This window comes from Streptomyces sp. M41(2017) (assembly GCF_002078175.1).
Lineage (GTDB): Bacteria > Actinomycetota > Actinomycetes > Streptomycetales > Streptomycetaceae > Streptomyces.
Map to the genome: position 1 here is coordinate 5,675,991 of NZ_MWFK01000001.1, position 15,210 is coordinate 5,691,200.

The following is a 15,210-nucleotide window of genomic DNA, read 5'->3' on the forward strand; positions in this document are numbered from 1 at the left end:
GGCAGGGCCCGCCGCTCACGCTCGGTCATGCCGCCCCGGACGCCCCACTCGATGCGGTTGTCGAGGGCGGCGGCCCCGCAACCCCGATGCCAACGACGCTCGGACGAAAGAGCTGCCTCGACTCCCTGGGGGGACGTGTGGACGACCCTACTCAACGGAACAGGCTCGGCGGCCTCGGCTGCATCCTCGTGGCCGTGGTCACCATCGCCGCCGTAATTGCCCTGGTCGTGTGGGCGTGGCAGCAACCCGGCGGGAGCACGCCCAGCTACTGGCACTGAACCAGTGGCGCACGGCGGTGCAGAGTTCGGCGCCGAACACATGAACCGGCGGTGTTTTCCCGCTCCTGGTGGAGGAGCGGGAAAACACCGCCGAGGGGACGCCGCGGGTGGGCTCAGTTGGTGGCGAGCATGCCTTCGCGGAGCTTGGCCAGAGTTCGGTTGAGGAGTCGGGAGACGTGCATCTGGGAGACGCCGAGGTGTTCGCCGATCTGGGCCTGGGTGAGCTCGTCGACGAACCGCATGTGGATGATGCGGCGCTCGCGGTCGTCGAGTTGGGCGATCATGGGGGCGAGCGCGTTGAAGTCCTCGACAAGTTCGAGGGCGTGGTCGTCCGCGCCGATGAAGTTGGCGAGCGCGGATTCCCCGTCGCTGGTGGAGTTGATCGTCGCGTCCAGGGACGAGGAGTTGTAGCCGTTGGAGGCAAGGCGCGCCTCGATGACCTCCTCCTCGCTCAGCGACATCAGTTGGGAGAGCTCCTTGACCGTGGGGGTGCGGCCGAGACGGCTGCGCAGTTCCTCGGTGGCCTTGGCCAGCTGGACGCGAGCTTCCTGCAGGCGCCGCGGGACGTGGACGGCCCAGCTCGTGTCGCGGAAGAAGCGCTTGATCTCACCGACGATGTAGGGGACGGCGAAGGAGGTGAACTCGACTTCGCGGGTGAGCTCGAAGCGGTCGATGGCCTTGATGAGGCCGATCGTGCCGACCTGGACGATGTCTTCCATCTCGTCGCTGCTGCGGCTGCGGAATCGCGAGGCCGCGTACTGGACGAGGGTGATGTTCATTTCGATGAGGGTGTTGCGCGCGTACTGGTACTCGGGCGTGCCCTCTTCGAGTACGGCGAGCTTGTCGAAGAACAGCCGTGACAGCTCACGGGCGTCCTTCGGTGCGATCTGCGACGGGTCCGCGATCTCGGGCAGCACACCGGACTGCGCCTCTGCCGTCCTCGTCACTGTCATGCTGGTCCCCTCCTGTGTAATCAAGCGTTCGGCCGCTGGCCCCATGCACGTCGGCGACAGACGGTGTACCCGGAACCGGGCCATGCATGTCAGCGGATTTTCGGATGGTCCGAGCGCACCGTGGGTGACTGGTTCGCGGGCTTCCACGAGCCCATGGGATGCAGCTCTCCGAATTGCCTGGGACTGCGCGCTCTTCTGTCCGGCGGTGCTGCTGACGTCACGCTGTCGGGTGCAACAGCGCGTGCAGCCCGAGGACAGCGCACCGTGGACCGCTCCGTCACCTCGTGGCGAATGACCACGCCGCCTCGCTGCGCCAGCTCGCCGGAATCGTCACGGACTGCCGGGACTCCCCGCCACCGCGGCGGACGCTCTCGCGTCCCTGCATGAGGCACTCGGGGGAAGCCCGGCCCAGTTCCCCGGCCCCCTTTCCGAGATGGGCGGTCCCATCCGCGGCCCGGTCACGGGGACCTCGCGGACCGCGTGACCGGCATCGGCCGCCACGCCGGCGAGATGGTCGTGAGCGAACACCTCACCGTTCCTCCATCGGGTCGTGATCGCCGCCCGCTCACGACAACGGCCCTCGGGGCGCGGTCGGCCGGCAGCAGAACGCAGCGACCGTCACATGCGCAAGGGCCGGACGGAGTGTCTCCGTCCGGCCCCTGTGTGCGTCGGTTGGCAGCTCGAAATGCGGGGGGTGCCGCAGTCGAATGGCGCCGTGGAAACCGTCGTCGAATTCACTGACGCTTGCTCAAAAAGGCGGCTATTGTCCGGGAGTCTTAAATCAAACATGGAACTACCGAGCGTAGTGGCCGGAGGCGGCATGCTGGAGGGCCATGGTTCCTGGCGTCACCCCGCCTCCGGCCACCACGTGGCGCATACCCCGCATCGGGGGAATCACCCCCTTCTGCTCCGCGCGGCAAGAAGGGCAACCTTCAGGGGCGGGAACGGGAAACGGGTGGGGCCCGACGCCGTCGCGTCGGGCCCCACCCGCGTGAAACTGCTGTTCAGAACCGTCTACCAGCGGTACCAACGGCCGCGCTTGCCGCCGCTGGCCGTCGGGCGGATCACGAAGCCGAGCACCCACACGATCAGCACGATGACGGCGATCCACCACAGTGCCTTCAGTGCGAAACCGGCACCGAAGAGGATCAGGGCGAGCAGAAGAACAAGAAGAATAGGAACCATGATGATCAACCTCCGCCCCCTCATCTGCCCGGGTCGGCAATCTCCACTCCTGCGGATCGATCCCTTTTCGCGGTTGTCCCCGATCCGGGCCACGCCTTTGTGATCCACTGGTTTAGGAGGTGAATCTCTGGCAACTCGGAGAAGAACCTTTTTCGAGCGAGACAGGGTGTGAGTGGTTGTGGCTGCGGACGAGAAGGCTCAGGCCAAGGCCGAGCAGGTCGAGGGCAAGGTCAAGAAGGTCGTCGGCGGTGCAGTCGGCAACGAGTCCCTGAAGGCCAAGGGCAAGGCCAAGGAGTCCCAGGGTGACCTCCGCGCGGCCAAGGAGAAGACGAAGGACGCCGTCAAGCCCAAGTAGTCCTCTTCGTACTCCTGATCCCGGCAGCCCGCTGGTTGCCGGGATCCGTGCTGCTCGGGCAGGAACGCAAGCTCAGGCAGCCCGGACCGGGGTGAGTGGTATCCCTGCGCGCACCAGCACCCCGGATGCTGATCCTTTGGTCTCTGACCCACTCGGTGACAGAGATGCGGGGGAGAGGCCCCGCCCCGTAGCCGGCAGAGGTGTGCCCGGTGACGAAGGTGGTGGGCAGGACGATCCAACGGGTGCAGGAACCCAGAGTGCGAGGTGGCACAACCGCGCTCTGTCGGACGTGGACGAGGCTTTCACGATGCGCCTCGTGTGCCGCTGTGGAAGCTGAATGCACTGGTGGCCTGCGTGGTAACTCTCTGTTCGAGTTGCCTGGCGTTCTGGACGAACTGGGACGCGGGTGATTGGTCCCTCAGGCCGCCGGCATTCGGTCTTCCCCAAGAGCGCAGACCTGCTCCGGACTGGGTCCGGAGCGCCATCGAGCACTTAGGAGCCGAAGTGATCGCACGAAGGCAGGACGGTGGGCAGGCCCCTGGCCATCCCGAGGACGGGAACCGTCGGGGCACACCGATGACCCTGACCGGGACCCTGGAGGCGGCCGAGGCGGCAGCGCCCGTGGAGGCGCTCGACGTGGTCGCCCGGATGCTCAAGGAGCATCTCGGAGCCGAAGCGGTGTCCTTCCTGATCATTGATTTCACCGGCAGCTCCGTGGTGAGGCTGGGAGCGGCAGGCAGCGTCGACACCGGTACACCCGCCCGGCGCATCGAGGTGCGGGGCACCCTCTACGACGACGTGATCCGCACCCAGCGACCGAGCGTGGAGGACAGGGGCGAGGACGCGCTGGTGCGGATCATCGCCCCTGTCACCAACCGCGGGGACGCCATCGGCCTGCTCGAGCTGTTTCTGCCGAAGGCACCCGACGCTGCGGAGATGCGGGAGATCGGCGAGACCGCACACGCGCTGGCGTACATCGTCATCGCCAACCGTTCCTACACCGACGTGTATCAGTGGGGCCGCCGCACCACCCCGTTGAGCCTGGCCGCCGAGATCCAGCACCGGCTGCTCCCGGCGTCGCTGGCCTGCGAGGCGGCACAGTTCGCCGTGGCGGGATCGCTGGAGCCGGCCGACCACGTGGGCGGTGACACGTTCGACTACGTGATCGACCGGGACACCGTCCAGCTCTCGGTCACCGACGCCATGGGACACGACGTCGACGCCGCGCTGCTGGCCACCCTGCTGGTGGGTGCCCTGCGTCGGGCCCGCCGGGCCGGCGCAGACCTTGCCGAGCAGGCCCACCAGGCCGACCAGGCCATTCACGAGTACGGCCGCAGGGGCTACGTCACCGGGCAGCTGCTGCGGATCAGCCTGCTCGACGGCACGACCGAGTTCATCAACGCCGGGCACCCCTGGCCACTGCGTATGCGCAATGGCCAGGTGCAGGAGATCGCGCCGAAGGTCGACACACCCTTTGGTTTCCCTACGCCCCACGACTACCGAGTCCAGTCGCTGGACCTGCGGCCCGGGGACCGGCTCGTCATGCTCACCGACGGCATGCTGGAGCGCAAGGCCAACAGCGTCGAGCTGTCCGAACTGATCGTGCGGACCCGCGACCTGCACCCCCGCGAGGCCGCCCGCACCCTCATCGCGGCGGTGGTCGCTGCCAACAACGGCCACCTGCACGACGATGCGACCGTCATGTGCCTGGACTGGCACGGCACCCGTCACTCCCAGCGCAACGCCGCCACCGGAGCAAACCTCACCAATGCTTCGAAACCGGAGTGACTGCGATGCGCCCCCTCGTGGCAGCCGACTGCGGGGCACCTCACTTCGACGTCCCGGGACGTGGTGTGGCGAGCCGACCGTCGAGCGCCCTCTGGCCCACTGGTTTGCAGGGCCCGCCACGAGACGACCCCAGTGCAGTGAAGCGGGCTCGACTTCCGGCGGCTGTACGGCCGTTGGGTCTTCCGCATGCTGCCGTTCGTCGCGCGCATCGGGTCATGGGGCGGGGCGGAGTGCGAGAACCTTTCCGGTCTGCGGACTCCGGCCGGTGGGGAACGAAGTTGTCGGGCGGAGGCGTCGGACGAGGAGAATGGGGCAACCGAATGGCTGATACCGGGCCGGGCTGGCTGTTCCGGTGACAATCCCGGAGCAGCCCGTGAGCACTTCTCCTGACTCTCCCGAGGCGGACAAGAGCGTTACCGGTCCGCTGACGGCAGGTGAGGCACGCCGTCTGGTCGCCCGGGTCCTCGCTGATCATTACGGGACCGGCAGGGAACAGAGCGTGGCAGCGGGCGACGCGTTGCTGGTGGCCAGCGAACTGGTCACGAACGCGATCCGGCACGGTGGCGGGGTGCGGGCATTCAGCGCGCACGTCACGCACGGAGAACTGCTACTGCAGGTCACGGACAACAACCTCGAACTGCCGCATGCGCCGACCAGTGACGTGTCCCGGCCGGGAGGGTTCGGCTGGGCGCTGGTGAGCGGGGCATCACGGCGCCTGGACGTGCGCCCGCTGCCCGACGGCACCGGCAAGACCGTGATCGCTTACCTCGACCTGTAGGCCACGCGACCGCGACCCGCTACACGGGCAGGCCGCCGCGCAGTAACAGTTCTGGATGTCACCGCGCAGTACACAAAGTCCGGGCTCAGGCCCGCACTGCCCGGCAGGCATGTCAAGGAGAAGGACGCTGATGACCGCCAAGGACGGCGCACACCATAAGTTCATTGCTCGCGGCGTGTGGAGGGACCAGCATCTCGAGGTGCGGGCGGATGATCTCGACCTTGCCACCCTCGGCCTGGTGCGGGTGATCCGGGTGGGAGGCGACGTCGACATCGACACCGCGCCCCTGCTCGATGCCGCCCTTGGTGACGCCGCCCGCGCGCGTCCGGTTGCTGTGATCGTGGACCTGTCGCAGCTCACGTTCGGGGACTCCGCCACCTTGAACGCTCTCATCCGCGCGCAGAAGCTGGCGTTCGAGCTGGTAGTCGCAGGCCCGTTGAGCCCGCGGATACAACGGCTGTTCAGCCTGGCAGGCGTGGAGGGCTTCTTCCGCTTCGCGCCCGACACCGACGCGGCCCTGGAACAGCTCACCCCACACTGACCGATTCCCAGCATGATCCCGCCCCCTCGCCGACCGCAGGCTCCACCCGTCCATCCGGGCAGGCGCCCGGCCGCCACCGGTCCGGAGGCGATCGGCGAGGAGCGCCGTCAAGACGATGCGGCAGCCTGAGCACCCCCCCCCGCCACCCTTCTCCTGCGAGGGCTTTTGCCGCCCCTTTTCTCGATCGCGGGCAGGGCTGTAGGGGCCTTGGTCCGACTCGGAGGTGGCCTGCGGGCTCTCACTCGGATGGCTTACTGGCGTGCAGATCGTGTGGCTCACCGTGCTGTGTGCCGTCGCGAGGGGCAGGGGGCCGAGAGGTGGTGAGCCCGGGGCGCCCGCTTGCGTTGGAGTGTGCTCCAGGTCGTAGCGTTGCAGACATCACGGCCCACGAAGGGTGGCTAGATTCCCTCAGAGATACACGGTCGTGGAAATCGTCGCTAGACGGATAAGAGGTCCTAACAGAAGCTGTTGATCATGTGACTTTCGGCTTCAGCGTTCGTTGGTCTGGTCGTGGGGAAGCGTCAGTCGCGGCCGTGGATCGTTTCGGATGAACTGTGGTCGCTCATCGAGCCGTTGTTGCCCGAGGCCGCTCCGAAATTGGTGGAGGGCAGACCGCGGGTGCCGGACCGGCAGGCCTTGTGCGGGATCCTGTTCGTGCTGCATACGGGCATCCAGTGGGAGTACCTGCCGCAGGAACTGGGCTTCGGCTCGGGCATGACCTGCTGGCGGCGCCTGGCCGCGTGGAACGAGGCCGGTGTGTGGGACGCGCTGCACCTGGTGCTGCTGAAGCGGCTGCGGGCTGCGAACAGGCTGGACTGGTCGCGGGCGGTGATCGACTCTTCCCACGTCCGGGCCGCTCGGCGAGGCCCAAAAGCGGACCCAGCCCGGTCGACCGCGCACGGCCGGGCAGCAAGCACCACGTCGTCACCGACGCCCAGGGCATCCCGCTCGCGGTATCGCTGACCGGCGGAAACCGCAACGACGTCACGCAGTTGCTGCCTCTGCTGGACAAGATTCCGGCCGTGGCAGGCGTCGTCGGCCGACCCAGACGCAGACCCGATGCCCTGCTCGCCGACCGCGCCTACGACCACGACAAGTACCGCCGCCTGCTCTGGGACCGCGGCATCCGCCCGGTCATCGCCGAACGAGGCGTCGAACACGGCTCCGGCCTGGGCATTTTCCGCTGGGTAGTAGAGCGCACGATCGCCTGGCTGCACGGTTTCCGACGACTGCGGATCCGCTGGGAACGACGCGACGACATCCACGAGGCTTTCCTCGGCCTCGCCACCTGCCTGATCACCCACCGGCACGTCCAACACCTTTGTTAGGACCTCTAAAGGGCTTCGCCGCCCAACGTACGACGGACGAGTGCAGAGAAGACTGGGAGACGGCATGCAGAAGCGCAGCCTGCGGGACCTTCATGTATCGGCTATCGGTTTGGGCTGCATGGGCATGTCCGCTTTCTACGGATCCACGGACGACGACGAGGGGATCGCGACCATCCGGCGAGCCGTCGAGATCGGGGTGAACTTCCTCGACACCGCGCAGATGTACGGGCCGCTGACCAACGAGTCGCTCGTGGGCGAGGCCATCCGGGGCCATCGCGACGAGTACGTGATCGCGACCAAGTTCAACTACCGGATGGACGACGCCGTGCCCGGCGACATGAACTCCGTCGGTCCTCAGGACGGGTCGGCAGAGCATGTACGCAGCTCTGTCCACGGATCCCTGGAGCGCCTGGGAACGGACTACATCGACCTGTACTACCAGCACCGCGTGGACCCGAACGTACCCATCGAGGAGACCGTAGGGGCGCTGGCCGAGCTGGTCGCCGAGGGCAAGATTTTGGGCATCGGTCTGAGCGAGGCCGGCGCGGAGACCATCCGGCGCGCCAGCGCTGTTCACCCGATCACCGCGGTGCAGAGCGAGTATTCGCTGTGGTCGCGGGATGTGGAGGCCGAGGTGTTGCCCGCCTGCCGTGAGCTGGGCATCGGATTCGTGCCGTACTCGCCCCTCGGCCGCGGCTTCCTCGCCGGCCGCTTCGCCTCGCCGGACGAGCTCGACGCGAACGACTGGCGCCGCCAGAACCCGCGCTTCCAGGAGGCCAACATCGAGGCGAACATGCGCCTGGCCGCCAAAGTGAAGGAGATCGCCGCCGAGAAGAACGTGCCCCCGGCCCAGCTTGCCATCGCCTGGGTCCTGGCCCAGGGCGAGCACTTCGTGCCGATCCCGGGTACCAAGCGGCGCACCTACCTGGAGCAGAACGCCGCCGCGGTCGACATCAAGCTGACCAAGGACGACCTGGCCCGTATTGATGCCGAGCTGCCCGAGGCGGCGGGGGAGCGCTACGACGAGGCCGGAATGCGCTCGGTCAACCGCTAGCCGCTCCTGAAGGAGAGGGCCTGCGGGGTCCAGCCGCCTACGCCGCCTCCTTCACCGCGAGCCGGCCTTGGCCGTCTTGGTGGGGCGCGGCCGCGACGCCAGGATCCTTGATCTCGCTGTCGCCCGGTGCCCGGTGATGGACGATCTCACCGAGGCAGCGAAGCGTCAGTACACGGGGCCAGCCATCGGCCGCTGGCCGGCGGCCTCATGCCCAAACCCTGCCGTTCGAATTCTGAGCTGGGCACAGACCGAAACGTCGCAGTGAAAGAGGCACACAGCGATCCGAGGGACTGCACGGCCATCGTCGACCAGTTCGCCTGCTGCCTCGCCCCGACCAAAGCTGGAGCTGCACGGGCCGCCACAGGCTGACGCCACAACGATGCGCTCTGACTGAGCGCATGCCGAGCCCATCGAGTTCCGCATGCCGCTGCTCGTTCAACTTCGAGGCCCGACGCCGGACGTAGTCCATTGAGACGCAGGCCGGCGGGTTGCCCGGCCCGAGGCTCGCCGGCCTGGTCTTCGGCGTGGTCCGGGAGTCGCGCCTCGTCGACTGACTCATCCACTCCCGCGGCGGGGTCAGCCCGGCTTGATCGCCCGCGTTGCGAAGTAGTGCGACATGTATGAAGCGGATGCATTGGATTGGTGCGGCGCTTCCGTGAAGCCGGTGACGACGAACCCCGCGGCGAGCTGCCCGCCGATCTGGTCGGTGAGGGTGTGGCTGTATTCAAGAGCGGCATCCGCGCCGAACTTCGTGGCGCGTTCCTCGGCGGAGTACTGCGTGACATCGCTGTAGGGCAGCTTGTGCACGACGATCAGCTCGCCGCGCTCGTCCAGCGCCTCGTGGTCGAACAAGTACACATCAGGGTTGAGGAAGCCCGCGAGCAGCGTTCCTCCCGGCCGCAGCGCTCGGAAGCACTCACTCCACACCGCTGCCAAGTCCGGTACGAACAGGTTGGAGACCGGATGGAACACGACATCGAACGTCGCGTCGCCGAAGGCACTGAGATCGCGCATATCGCCGAGGACGGTGCGCAGGTCGAGTCCGTCGCGCGCCGCCACCATCTGGTCCTGGCCGAGTTGGCCCGGTGAGTTGTCGAATACGGTGACTCGCGCACCTGCGGCGGCGAGGATCGGACCCTGCTGGCCACCGCCGGAGGCCAAGCACAACACGTCCTTGCCGGTCAGGTCCGCCGGCAGCCAGGAGCGGTCGACTGGCTCATGCCCGATGAGGACAATCGACCAGTCGCCCGTGCCGGCGCGCTCGACATCCTCAGAACTCACGGGCCTCGACCACTCGTTACCCTCTTGGACATACCTGTCCCAGGCTGCCCGATTGTGGGCGACCGGGTCGACAACATCGTCCTGCACCTTCAACTCCCTGCTACAGCCGAGTGGACACCGGCGGTACTGATGGTTCGGTGCCACCAGCCAACACGATTGCAGGGTGCGGGCCCAGCGAAATGGGCGGGCATCGAGATCGATGCCGATGCCCGGTTGGTCGTCGTGTCTGCAAGGTCCCGGCCCGAGTGCTCCTCGTCCCCGGGCTGCCGCTCAACAGCAACGGCAAGGTGGACCGGGGCGCGGTGGCGGACCGGGTCGGGCCGCCCGCCGCGCGCAGAATGTGACCCGTCCGGGGCTGAACTCCAGTAGCCGGATGGTGCTTTCGGGGCGCAGAAACCCGATCATGGAGGAGGAAGGGGTCCAGGCCGGCGCTTTCCGTGTGTCGGGTGGCACCTGTTCGGCTCTCGCCGGGCCTCGAAGTGCTCTCGTGGGTCACCACGCCTCGATGTGAACCGTGTCCTGGGTCCATCACGGCGCGAGGTGCGGCACGCGGGGGGCAGCCGCGTGCGTCACAGCGACGCCATCAGCCGATCCCGTATGTCCGATGTCAGCGCTCCTCGTTGTTCCTGGAGGTAGAAGTGGCCACCCGGGAAGGAGAGGGTCTCCGTCGAGGCGTGGGTGTGGAGTTGCCAGTCCGGCATGGTGGCCGCGGGAGTTCGGGAATCGTCCTGCCCGTAGTACGCGGTGATCGGGACATCCAGTCGTCCGCCCGCCGGGGAGTGGCGGTAGGTCTCGATCAGCTGGTAGTCCGCCCGGACCGCGGGCATCACCAAGGCCCTCAGCTCCTCGTCGGCCAGCACCTGGACGTCGGTACCGCCCTGTTCGAGGAGGTCGGCCGCGAGGGCGGCGTCGCTCTTGAGGTGTCGAGTGCCGGGACGTATGCGGTGCGGGGGCAGCAGGCCCGAGACGAACAGGTGCGCCGGCCGGACCCCGTGCCGGGTATGCAGCAGCCGCGCCGCCTCGTACGCCACGGCGGCACCCATGCTGTGCCCGAACAGAGCAAGTGGCCCTTGCTCGGCCAGGGGGGCCAGTGCGGCGGCGACCTCACCGGCCATCACCGTCATATCGGTGATGCACGGTTCGTCGAAGCGGTCCTGCCGTCCCGGGTAGCAGATCGCAACCCCGTCGAGGGCAGGGGTGAGAAGCGCCGGCCAGCCGCGGAAGAACGTCGGTGCGCCACCCGCGTGGGGCAGGCAGACGAGGGTGGCCTCGGCCTCGCCCGTGGCCGGTGGCGGGCCGTAGCGGCGCAGCCAGCGACCGGCGCCCGAAGCAGGTGTGGTCGTGTCGTCCGGGGGAGTGGGGTGTGGGGACGTCGGGTGCACTCAGGCCTCCGGGCGGGTCTGGCGCCGGGCGTAGTGCACCAACGGGTCCTCATGGTCCTCGGTCTGCGCGTGCAGCACCTCACCCAGGACCAGGGTGTGGTCCGCCAGTGGTACGAGCCGGGTGACACGGCACACCAGGCCGGCCGCTGCGCCGGTGATCAGCGGTGCCCCGAACCGGGCTGTGTGCTCGACTCCTTCGAACCGGTGCCCGGAGGGAAGCCGCGCGAACCGGTCGGCCAGGGCCCGCAGCCGCCACGGCAGGACGTTCACGGCGAAGAGGCCCGACGCGGTGATGTGCCGGAGTGTGCCGCTCGTCGAGGCCAGGGAGACAACCATGGTGGGCGGGCGGTCGGTCAGGGAGAACACGGCGGTCGCGGTGCAGCCGACGGGCGACTTGGCGTCGTAGGCCGTCACCACCGTGACACTGGCGGCGAATCGGGTCATCGCCTCGCGGAACGTGCCGGGCGCGACCGTGTCGGTGCCGCCGGGTGAGGGCCCCGCCAGGGGGCCGTCGGTGATCGCGGTCATGGTTTCCTCTTCTTCTCCTGGTGAGAGTCGGTGCGGCGGGTGGAGGGACGGGCGTGCGGGGGTGGTCGCCGCCCGGCTCCGGAGCCGGGCGGCGACCGATGGTGCGTCGACGGTCAGGCCCGCTCGGCTGTGTGCCGTTCAGCGCTGCCCCATTCGGCGGTCGTCGCGCCGGCCGTCTCGCCGCCGTCGATGACCAGTTCCTGGCCCGTCAGGAACGCGGCGTCCGGTGAGGCGAGGTAGAAGAAGGCCGACGCGATCTCGGAGGGGTCGGCGTGCCTCCCGGCCGGGATACGGGCGTTGACGTCGGCCAGCATCTCGCCCGTGTACTCGGCGAGCTGCATCGGCGTGAGCACGGCGCCCGGACTCACGCAGGCCACCCGTACGCGGGGGCTGAGTTCCAGGGCGAACGTCTGCGTGAGGGCGATCACGCCCGCCTTGGTCGCGTTGTAGTCGGCGTAGTTGGGGTATCCGCGCCGGCCGTTGACCGACGCGGTCGCGAGGAGCACCCCGGTGTCCTGGTCCGCCATGAGGCGGGCTGCTGAGCGCCACAGGCCGAGCGTGCCCAGCAGGTTGACGTCGACGATCCGCCGGGCGTCCTTCTCGCTGATGTCGAGGACACCGTGACGGACGCTGATGCCTGCGTTGGCGATGACCACGTCCAGGGATCCGTGATCCCGGTGGATCTGGGTGAGGGTGTCGTTCACCGCCTGCCAGTCCGCCACGTCGCAGCGGACCCACGTGACCAACTCGCCCTGATCGCCGTCCGGTTCAACGATGTCGAGGTTGACGACGCGGTCGCCCGCGTGAGCGAAGCGTTCGACGGTGGCCCGGCCGATACCGCTGGAGCCACCGGTGACGACAATGGTGCGCATCTGTGGATGTCCCTTTCCTGAGGGGGATGACGGGGGAGGCGTACCGGGCGTGCTTCAGAAGAGGATGCGCGCGTTCCCGGGAGAGGCGTGCGGGGTCGTCTTGCGCAGGTCACGGCTGACGATCATGCGCTTCAGCCAGCGGTCCGTACCGTCGTGTGTCGCGCGGAACGCCCTGCGGCCGTGCACGGCGACGTAGTTGTCCACGACCGCGAGGCTGCCCTGCTCCACGACGACGTCGAGCTGCACCCGCTCCAGCTCCTCCATGAGCTCGTCCAGTGCCTCCTGGGCGGTGGAGTCCTCACCGGCGCACGTCATGAACGGGTAGTCGATCCGCAGATACGGCCGGTCGTGCTCGCCCGAGAGCACCGCCACGGGCTCGGGGTCGCTCTGCATCCGCAGCATGCGTGCGAGGGCCGGGTGGTCGGGGTGGCGCGCCTGGAGCTGGCGTACGTGTTCGTCGTCGGGGCGGATCAGGAAGCGGGGTGAGCGGAGCAGGTCCGCGGTCTCGTCGCTGATCTTGACGTCGCGTACCGAGGAGACGATGGTCGGCACCCGTTCGTGGTTGCGCATGCCGAACAGCAGGAGGTAGTCGCAGCGGCCGGGGTGGAAACCGTCCTCGGTGTGGAACTCCAGCAGGCACTCGCTGCCGTGCCCGCTCTGGCGCAGCTCGTCACCGCGGATCGGCAGCAGGTTCTGCGTCACGCGGCCCAACTGGAGCGTCGAGAAGGTGAACGGGTCGCCGAGGGCGGTGCCGACCATGGCGAGGAAGAGCTCCTGGTCGAGGACGGCTCCCTGGACGGGTACGTCCTCCCAGTGGGCCGGTGTGGGACCGACGGCCTCGTCGTCGACCGGGAACCCGTGGATGACCAGGACCGCGGCCGGCTCGGTGCGGCGGAACTGCTCCAGGAAGGTGCGCAGTCCGGCCGGGAGGTGGAGTGCGGCGTCCCAGTGCTCGTCGTAGAAGGCGGGGTGTGCGGGGGACAGTGCCCCCTCGCGGAAGCGGGCCAGAGCTTCCTGGATCTGTTCCGTCTCAGCGACGGAGAGCCCGTATTCGAGGGGTATGCCGTGGTACATGACTGGACCTGCCACTTTCTGAAGGGGAGTTGGGGAGAGGCGAGATCGATGGGGGGACGGTGGAAACCGGAGGCGGGGAGGAGGCCGAGGGCGAGGTGGGGAGTGAAGGGGAGGGTGATGGGGAGCCGGTGGGCGCGGCCGGCATCGGGACCAGGGAGAGCGCGGCGCACACCAGGCAGAGCACGCCGCTGAACCGGAAGGCGAGGCCGGCACCGCCCTGGGCGAGCAGCACACCGGCTGCCGCCGTCCCCAGGCCGCTGCCGAGCGCGTCCGCCGCACCGAGGGCGCCGAAAGCCCGGGCCGTATGGTCCGGCCCCGCGTCGCGCGCCACCTTCGCGGAGATCAGCGGCAGCGCGACGGCGAGCAGGAAACCCTCCGCGAGCGACAGGGCGACGGCCGCGCCGGTCACGTCGACCAGCGGGTAGAGGCACGCCGACGCACTGAGGAGAAGCGCGGCGCAGCGGATCAGCGTCGTACGGGGAACCCGGCGCAGCAGGGAGCCCGCCCGGGGCGACAGCAGGAGCGCCGGGAGCGCCAGGCACGCCATCGACCAGGCCACGACGGAGTCCGCCGCGCCGAGTCCGCGCAGGTAGACGGCCCAGACGACGGAGTAGCCCCCGTACAGGGCGGTGATCCCGAACAGCAGCACCAGGGCCGGCCACACCAGCGCGAACAGCGCACCCGGAGAGACCGGTGCTGAGCTGGGCCCGGTCCGCACGAGCGGCCGCGGGCTCGGCCGGGCGGACAACCGTGCCCGGCCGAGCCCGGATCGGACGTGAGGCGGCGAAGCCGTGCGGGTGGACTCCGCGCGGGTGGGCGCTGAAGCCCTCTCCCGTCGCACCGCCGATCCCGCCACCGCCATGGCCGCGACGCCCACAGCCGTGGCGTACCAGGCCGCGCCGCCGCTGCCGTGCAGCAGCGCGGCGCCCGCGCCGAGCGGTCCGGTCAGCGCACCCAGCATCTGGGCCGCCGTCAGGCGACCGTAGGCGCGTTCCAGGCGACTCGTCCGCTCCGCCTCCCCCTCCGCGGAACGCGCTTCGGAGCGTCCCGCAGAGGGGGTGGACACGTCGGACCGGTCGCTGGCGAGGGCGGCGCGCAGGCCGGTGCCGGTCAGCGCGCCGCCCGCCATGACCAGGAAGTCGGCCGCGGCCAGGCTCCACCACGGCGTGAGGAGGGCGAACGCCAGACAGCCGACACTCTGGAGGAGCGTGCCCAGCAGAGTGATCCGGGTCGCGCGGCAACTGTGGCCCCAGCGGCTCACGGCGAGTTGTGCCAGGGCTCCGCCCGCCGCGGCGGCCGTCATCACCAGCCCGATGCGGTCGGTGGCGACGTCCCGGTCGAGGAGGATGAGCGTCTCCGCCGAGAAGAGGCCGAGCTGACTTGTCCGGGCGAGGAAGGCCGTGGCCAGAACCGTGAGCGGGGCGCTCACCTCGCGGTGGCGGCGTCGGCTGCCATGGCCTCGACCAGGCTCCGGGGACGCAGGTCGGTCCAGTGCTCACCGATGTAGTCGAGGCAGTCCTGGCGCGTGCCCTCGGCGTGGGCGACCGTCCAGCCGGCCGGAACCTCCGCGAACGCGGGCCACAGGGAGTGCTGGTTCTCGTCGTTGACGAGGACGAGGAAGGTGCCGTCCTGGTTGTCGAAGGGGCTGTTCATGCTGGGTGTCTCCTTGGCTGTCGTCGGTGTCTGCCGGAACGGCGTTCGCCCGTTCCGGTGGGGTGGGTAAGTGGGCTGGGCAGGTGAGGTGGTGGCAGAGGGTCGCTCGGGCGCACGGGGTCGCGAAGGCATGCCTGAGACGGACTGGGCGTACGAGGAT

General features: G+C 68.9%; 16 protein-coding genes and 1 pseudogene. 7 read left to right on the plus strand and 10 right to left on the minus strand.

Annotated features, from left to right (window positions below):
* Positions 1-2: 2 nt before the first annotated feature.
* Positions 3-80, minus strand: a pseudogene (locus tag B0675_RS41450) (WhiB family transcriptional regulator); the annotation flags it as partial.
* 57 nt (positions 81-137) lie between these two features.
* Here B0675_RS41450 and B0675_RS41455 point away from each other — a divergent pair.
* Entirely contained in the window at positions 138-278 is a 141-nt protein-coding gene (locus tag B0675_RS41455; protein WP_179165203.1) for a hypothetical protein, read from the plus strand.
* A gap of 113 nt (positions 279-391) precedes the next feature.
* Here B0675_RS41455 and B0675_RS24875 read toward each other — a convergent pair whose 3' ends face one another.
* Positions 392-1,231 carry an RNA polymerase sigma factor SigF gene (locus B0675_RS24875; RefSeq protein ID WP_081221248.1) on the minus strand — a complete coding sequence of 280 codons (840 nt, stop codon included), beginning with the start codon at positions 1,229-1,231 and terminating at the stop codon, positions 392-394.
* Between the two features lie 1,014 nt (positions 1,232-2,245).
* Positions 2,246-2,416, minus strand: a complete 171-nt coding sequence (locus tag B0675_RS24880) for a hydrophobic protein (RefSeq protein WP_067385923.1) — start codon at positions 2,414-2,416, stop codon at positions 2,246-2,248.
* 178 nt (positions 2,417-2,594) lie between these two features.
* Between B0675_RS24880 and B0675_RS24885 the strand changes: the two genes are divergently transcribed.
* The 6 genes from B0675_RS24885 to B0675_RS24910 all read left to right on the plus strand — a co-directional run bounded on the left by B0675_RS24885 (position 2,595) and on the right by B0675_RS24910 (position 8,260).
* Positions 2,595-2,771: a CsbD family protein gene (locus B0675_RS24885; RefSeq protein ID WP_081221251.1), complete on the plus strand. Its 177-nt coding sequence runs from the start codon at positions 2,595-2,597 to the stop codon at positions 2,769-2,771.
* A 576-nt stretch (positions 2,772-3,347) separates the two neighbouring features.
* A complete protein-coding gene (locus tag B0675_RS24890; protein ID WP_081221254.1) occupies positions 3,348-4,559 on the plus strand; it encodes a PP2C family protein-serine/threonine phosphatase in 1,212 nt (403 codons plus the stop codon).
* A gap of 373 nt (positions 4,560-4,932) precedes the next feature.
* Complete coding sequence (locus tag B0675_RS24895; RefSeq protein ID WP_081221256.1) at positions 4,933-5,337, plus strand: ATP-binding protein; 405 nt, start codon at positions 4,933-4,935, stop codon at positions 5,335-5,337.
* A gap of 130 nt (positions 5,338-5,467) precedes the next feature.
* A complete protein-coding gene (locus tag B0675_RS24900) occupies positions 5,468-5,878 on the plus strand; it encodes an STAS domain-containing protein (protein WP_179165361.1) in 411 nt (136 codons plus the stop codon).
* Positions 5,879-6,382: 504 nt separating this feature from the next.
* Positions 6,383-7,206, plus strand: a protein-coding gene (locus B0675_RS24905; RefSeq protein ID WP_241539979.1) for an IS5 family transposase whose coding sequence is annotated in 2 segments (ribosomal slippage) — positions 6,383-6,746 and positions 6,746-7,206 — 825 coding nt in all. Because the reading frame shifts where the segments join, the coding sequence is not laid out codon by codon here.
* Between the two features lie 64 nt (positions 7,207-7,270).
* Positions 7,271-8,260, plus strand: coding sequence for an aldo/keto reductase (locus tag B0675_RS24910; RefSeq protein WP_081221260.1), 990 nt, complete (start codon positions 7,271-7,273; stop codon positions 8,258-8,260).
* Positions 8,261-8,836: 576 nt separating this feature from the next.
* Here B0675_RS24910 and B0675_RS24915 read toward each other — a convergent pair.
* The 7 genes from B0675_RS24915 to B0675_RS24945 form a co-directional block, all read right to left on the minus strand.
* A complete protein-coding gene (locus B0675_RS24915; RefSeq protein WP_081221263.1) occupies positions 8,837-9,628 on the minus strand; it encodes a class I SAM-dependent methyltransferase in 792 nt (263 codons plus the stop codon).
* 482 nt (positions 9,629-10,110) lie between these two features.
* Positions 10,111-10,923, minus strand: coding sequence for a thioesterase domain-containing protein (locus B0675_RS24920; protein WP_081221264.1), 813 nt, complete (start codon positions 10,921-10,923; stop codon positions 10,111-10,113).
* Entirely contained in the window at positions 10,924-11,451 is a 528-nt protein-coding gene (locus B0675_RS24925; protein WP_081221265.1) for a flavin reductase family protein, read from the minus strand.
* Between the two features lie 113 nt (positions 11,452-11,564).
* Positions 11,565-12,323: an SDR family oxidoreductase gene (locus B0675_RS24930; RefSeq protein WP_081221266.1), complete on the minus strand. Its 759-nt coding sequence runs from the start codon at positions 12,321-12,323 to the stop codon at positions 11,565-11,567.
* Between the two features lie 54 nt (positions 12,324-12,377).
* The gene (gene gntD / locus B0675_RS24935) at positions 12,378-13,397 is read right to left on the minus strand and encodes a guanitoxin biosynthesis L-enduracididine beta-hydroxylase GntD (RefSeq protein ID WP_081221267.1); all 1,020 of its coding nucleotides are present in this window, start codon (positions 13,395-13,397) and stop codon (positions 12,378-12,380) included.
* Positions 13,354-14,826 (minus strand): MFS transporter, encoded by a 1,473-nt coding sequence (locus B0675_RS24940; protein ID WP_081221268.1) that lies wholly within the window; start codon positions 14,824-14,826, stop codon positions 13,354-13,356. Before B0675_RS24940 ends, gntD begins: the two co-directional genes overlap by 44 nt.
* A complete protein-coding gene (locus B0675_RS24945) occupies positions 14,823-15,050 on the minus strand; it encodes an MbtH family protein (RefSeq protein ID WP_081221269.1) in 228 nt (75 codons plus the stop codon). Before B0675_RS24945 ends, B0675_RS24940 begins: the two co-directional genes overlap by 4 nt.
* Positions 15,051-15,210: the final 160 nt, after the last annotated feature.

Excerpts from the sequence above, each read along its gene's own strand:
- B0675_RS24875 (WP_081221248.1), bottom strand. The coding sequence starts at position 1,231 with ATGACAGTGACGAGGACGGCAGAGGCGCAGTCCGGTGTGCTGCCCGAG.
- B0675_RS24880 (WP_067385923.1), bottom strand. The coding sequence starts at position 2,416 with ATGGTTCCTATTCTTCTTGTTCTTCTGCTCGCCCTGATCCTCTTCGGT.
- B0675_RS24890 (WP_081221254.1), top strand. The coding sequence starts at position 3,348 with ATGACCCTGACCGGGACCCTGGAGGCGGCCGAGGCGGCAGCGCCCGTG.
- B0675_RS24900 (WP_179165361.1), top strand. The coding sequence starts at position 5,468 with ATGACCGCCAAGGACGGCGCACACCATAAGTTCATTGCTCGCGGCGTG.
- B0675_RS24910 (WP_081221260.1), top strand. The coding sequence starts at position 7,271 with ATGCAGAAGCGCAGCCTGCGGGACCTTCATGTATCGGCTATCGGTTTG.
- B0675_RS24925 (WP_081221265.1), bottom strand. The coding sequence starts at position 11,451 with ATGACCGCGATCACCGACGGCCCCCTGGCGGGGCCCTCACCCGGCGGC.
- B0675_RS24930 (WP_081221266.1), bottom strand. The coding sequence starts at position 12,323 with ATGCGCACCATTGTCGTCACCGGTGGCTCCAGCGGTATCGGCCGGGCC.
- gntD (WP_081221267.1), bottom strand. The coding sequence starts at position 13,397 with ATGTACCACGGCATACCCCTCGAATACGGGCTCTCCGTCGCTGAGACG.
- B0675_RS24945 (WP_081221269.1), bottom strand. The coding sequence starts at position 15,050 with ATGAACAGCCCCTTCGACAACCAGGACGGCACCTTCCTCGTCCTCGTC.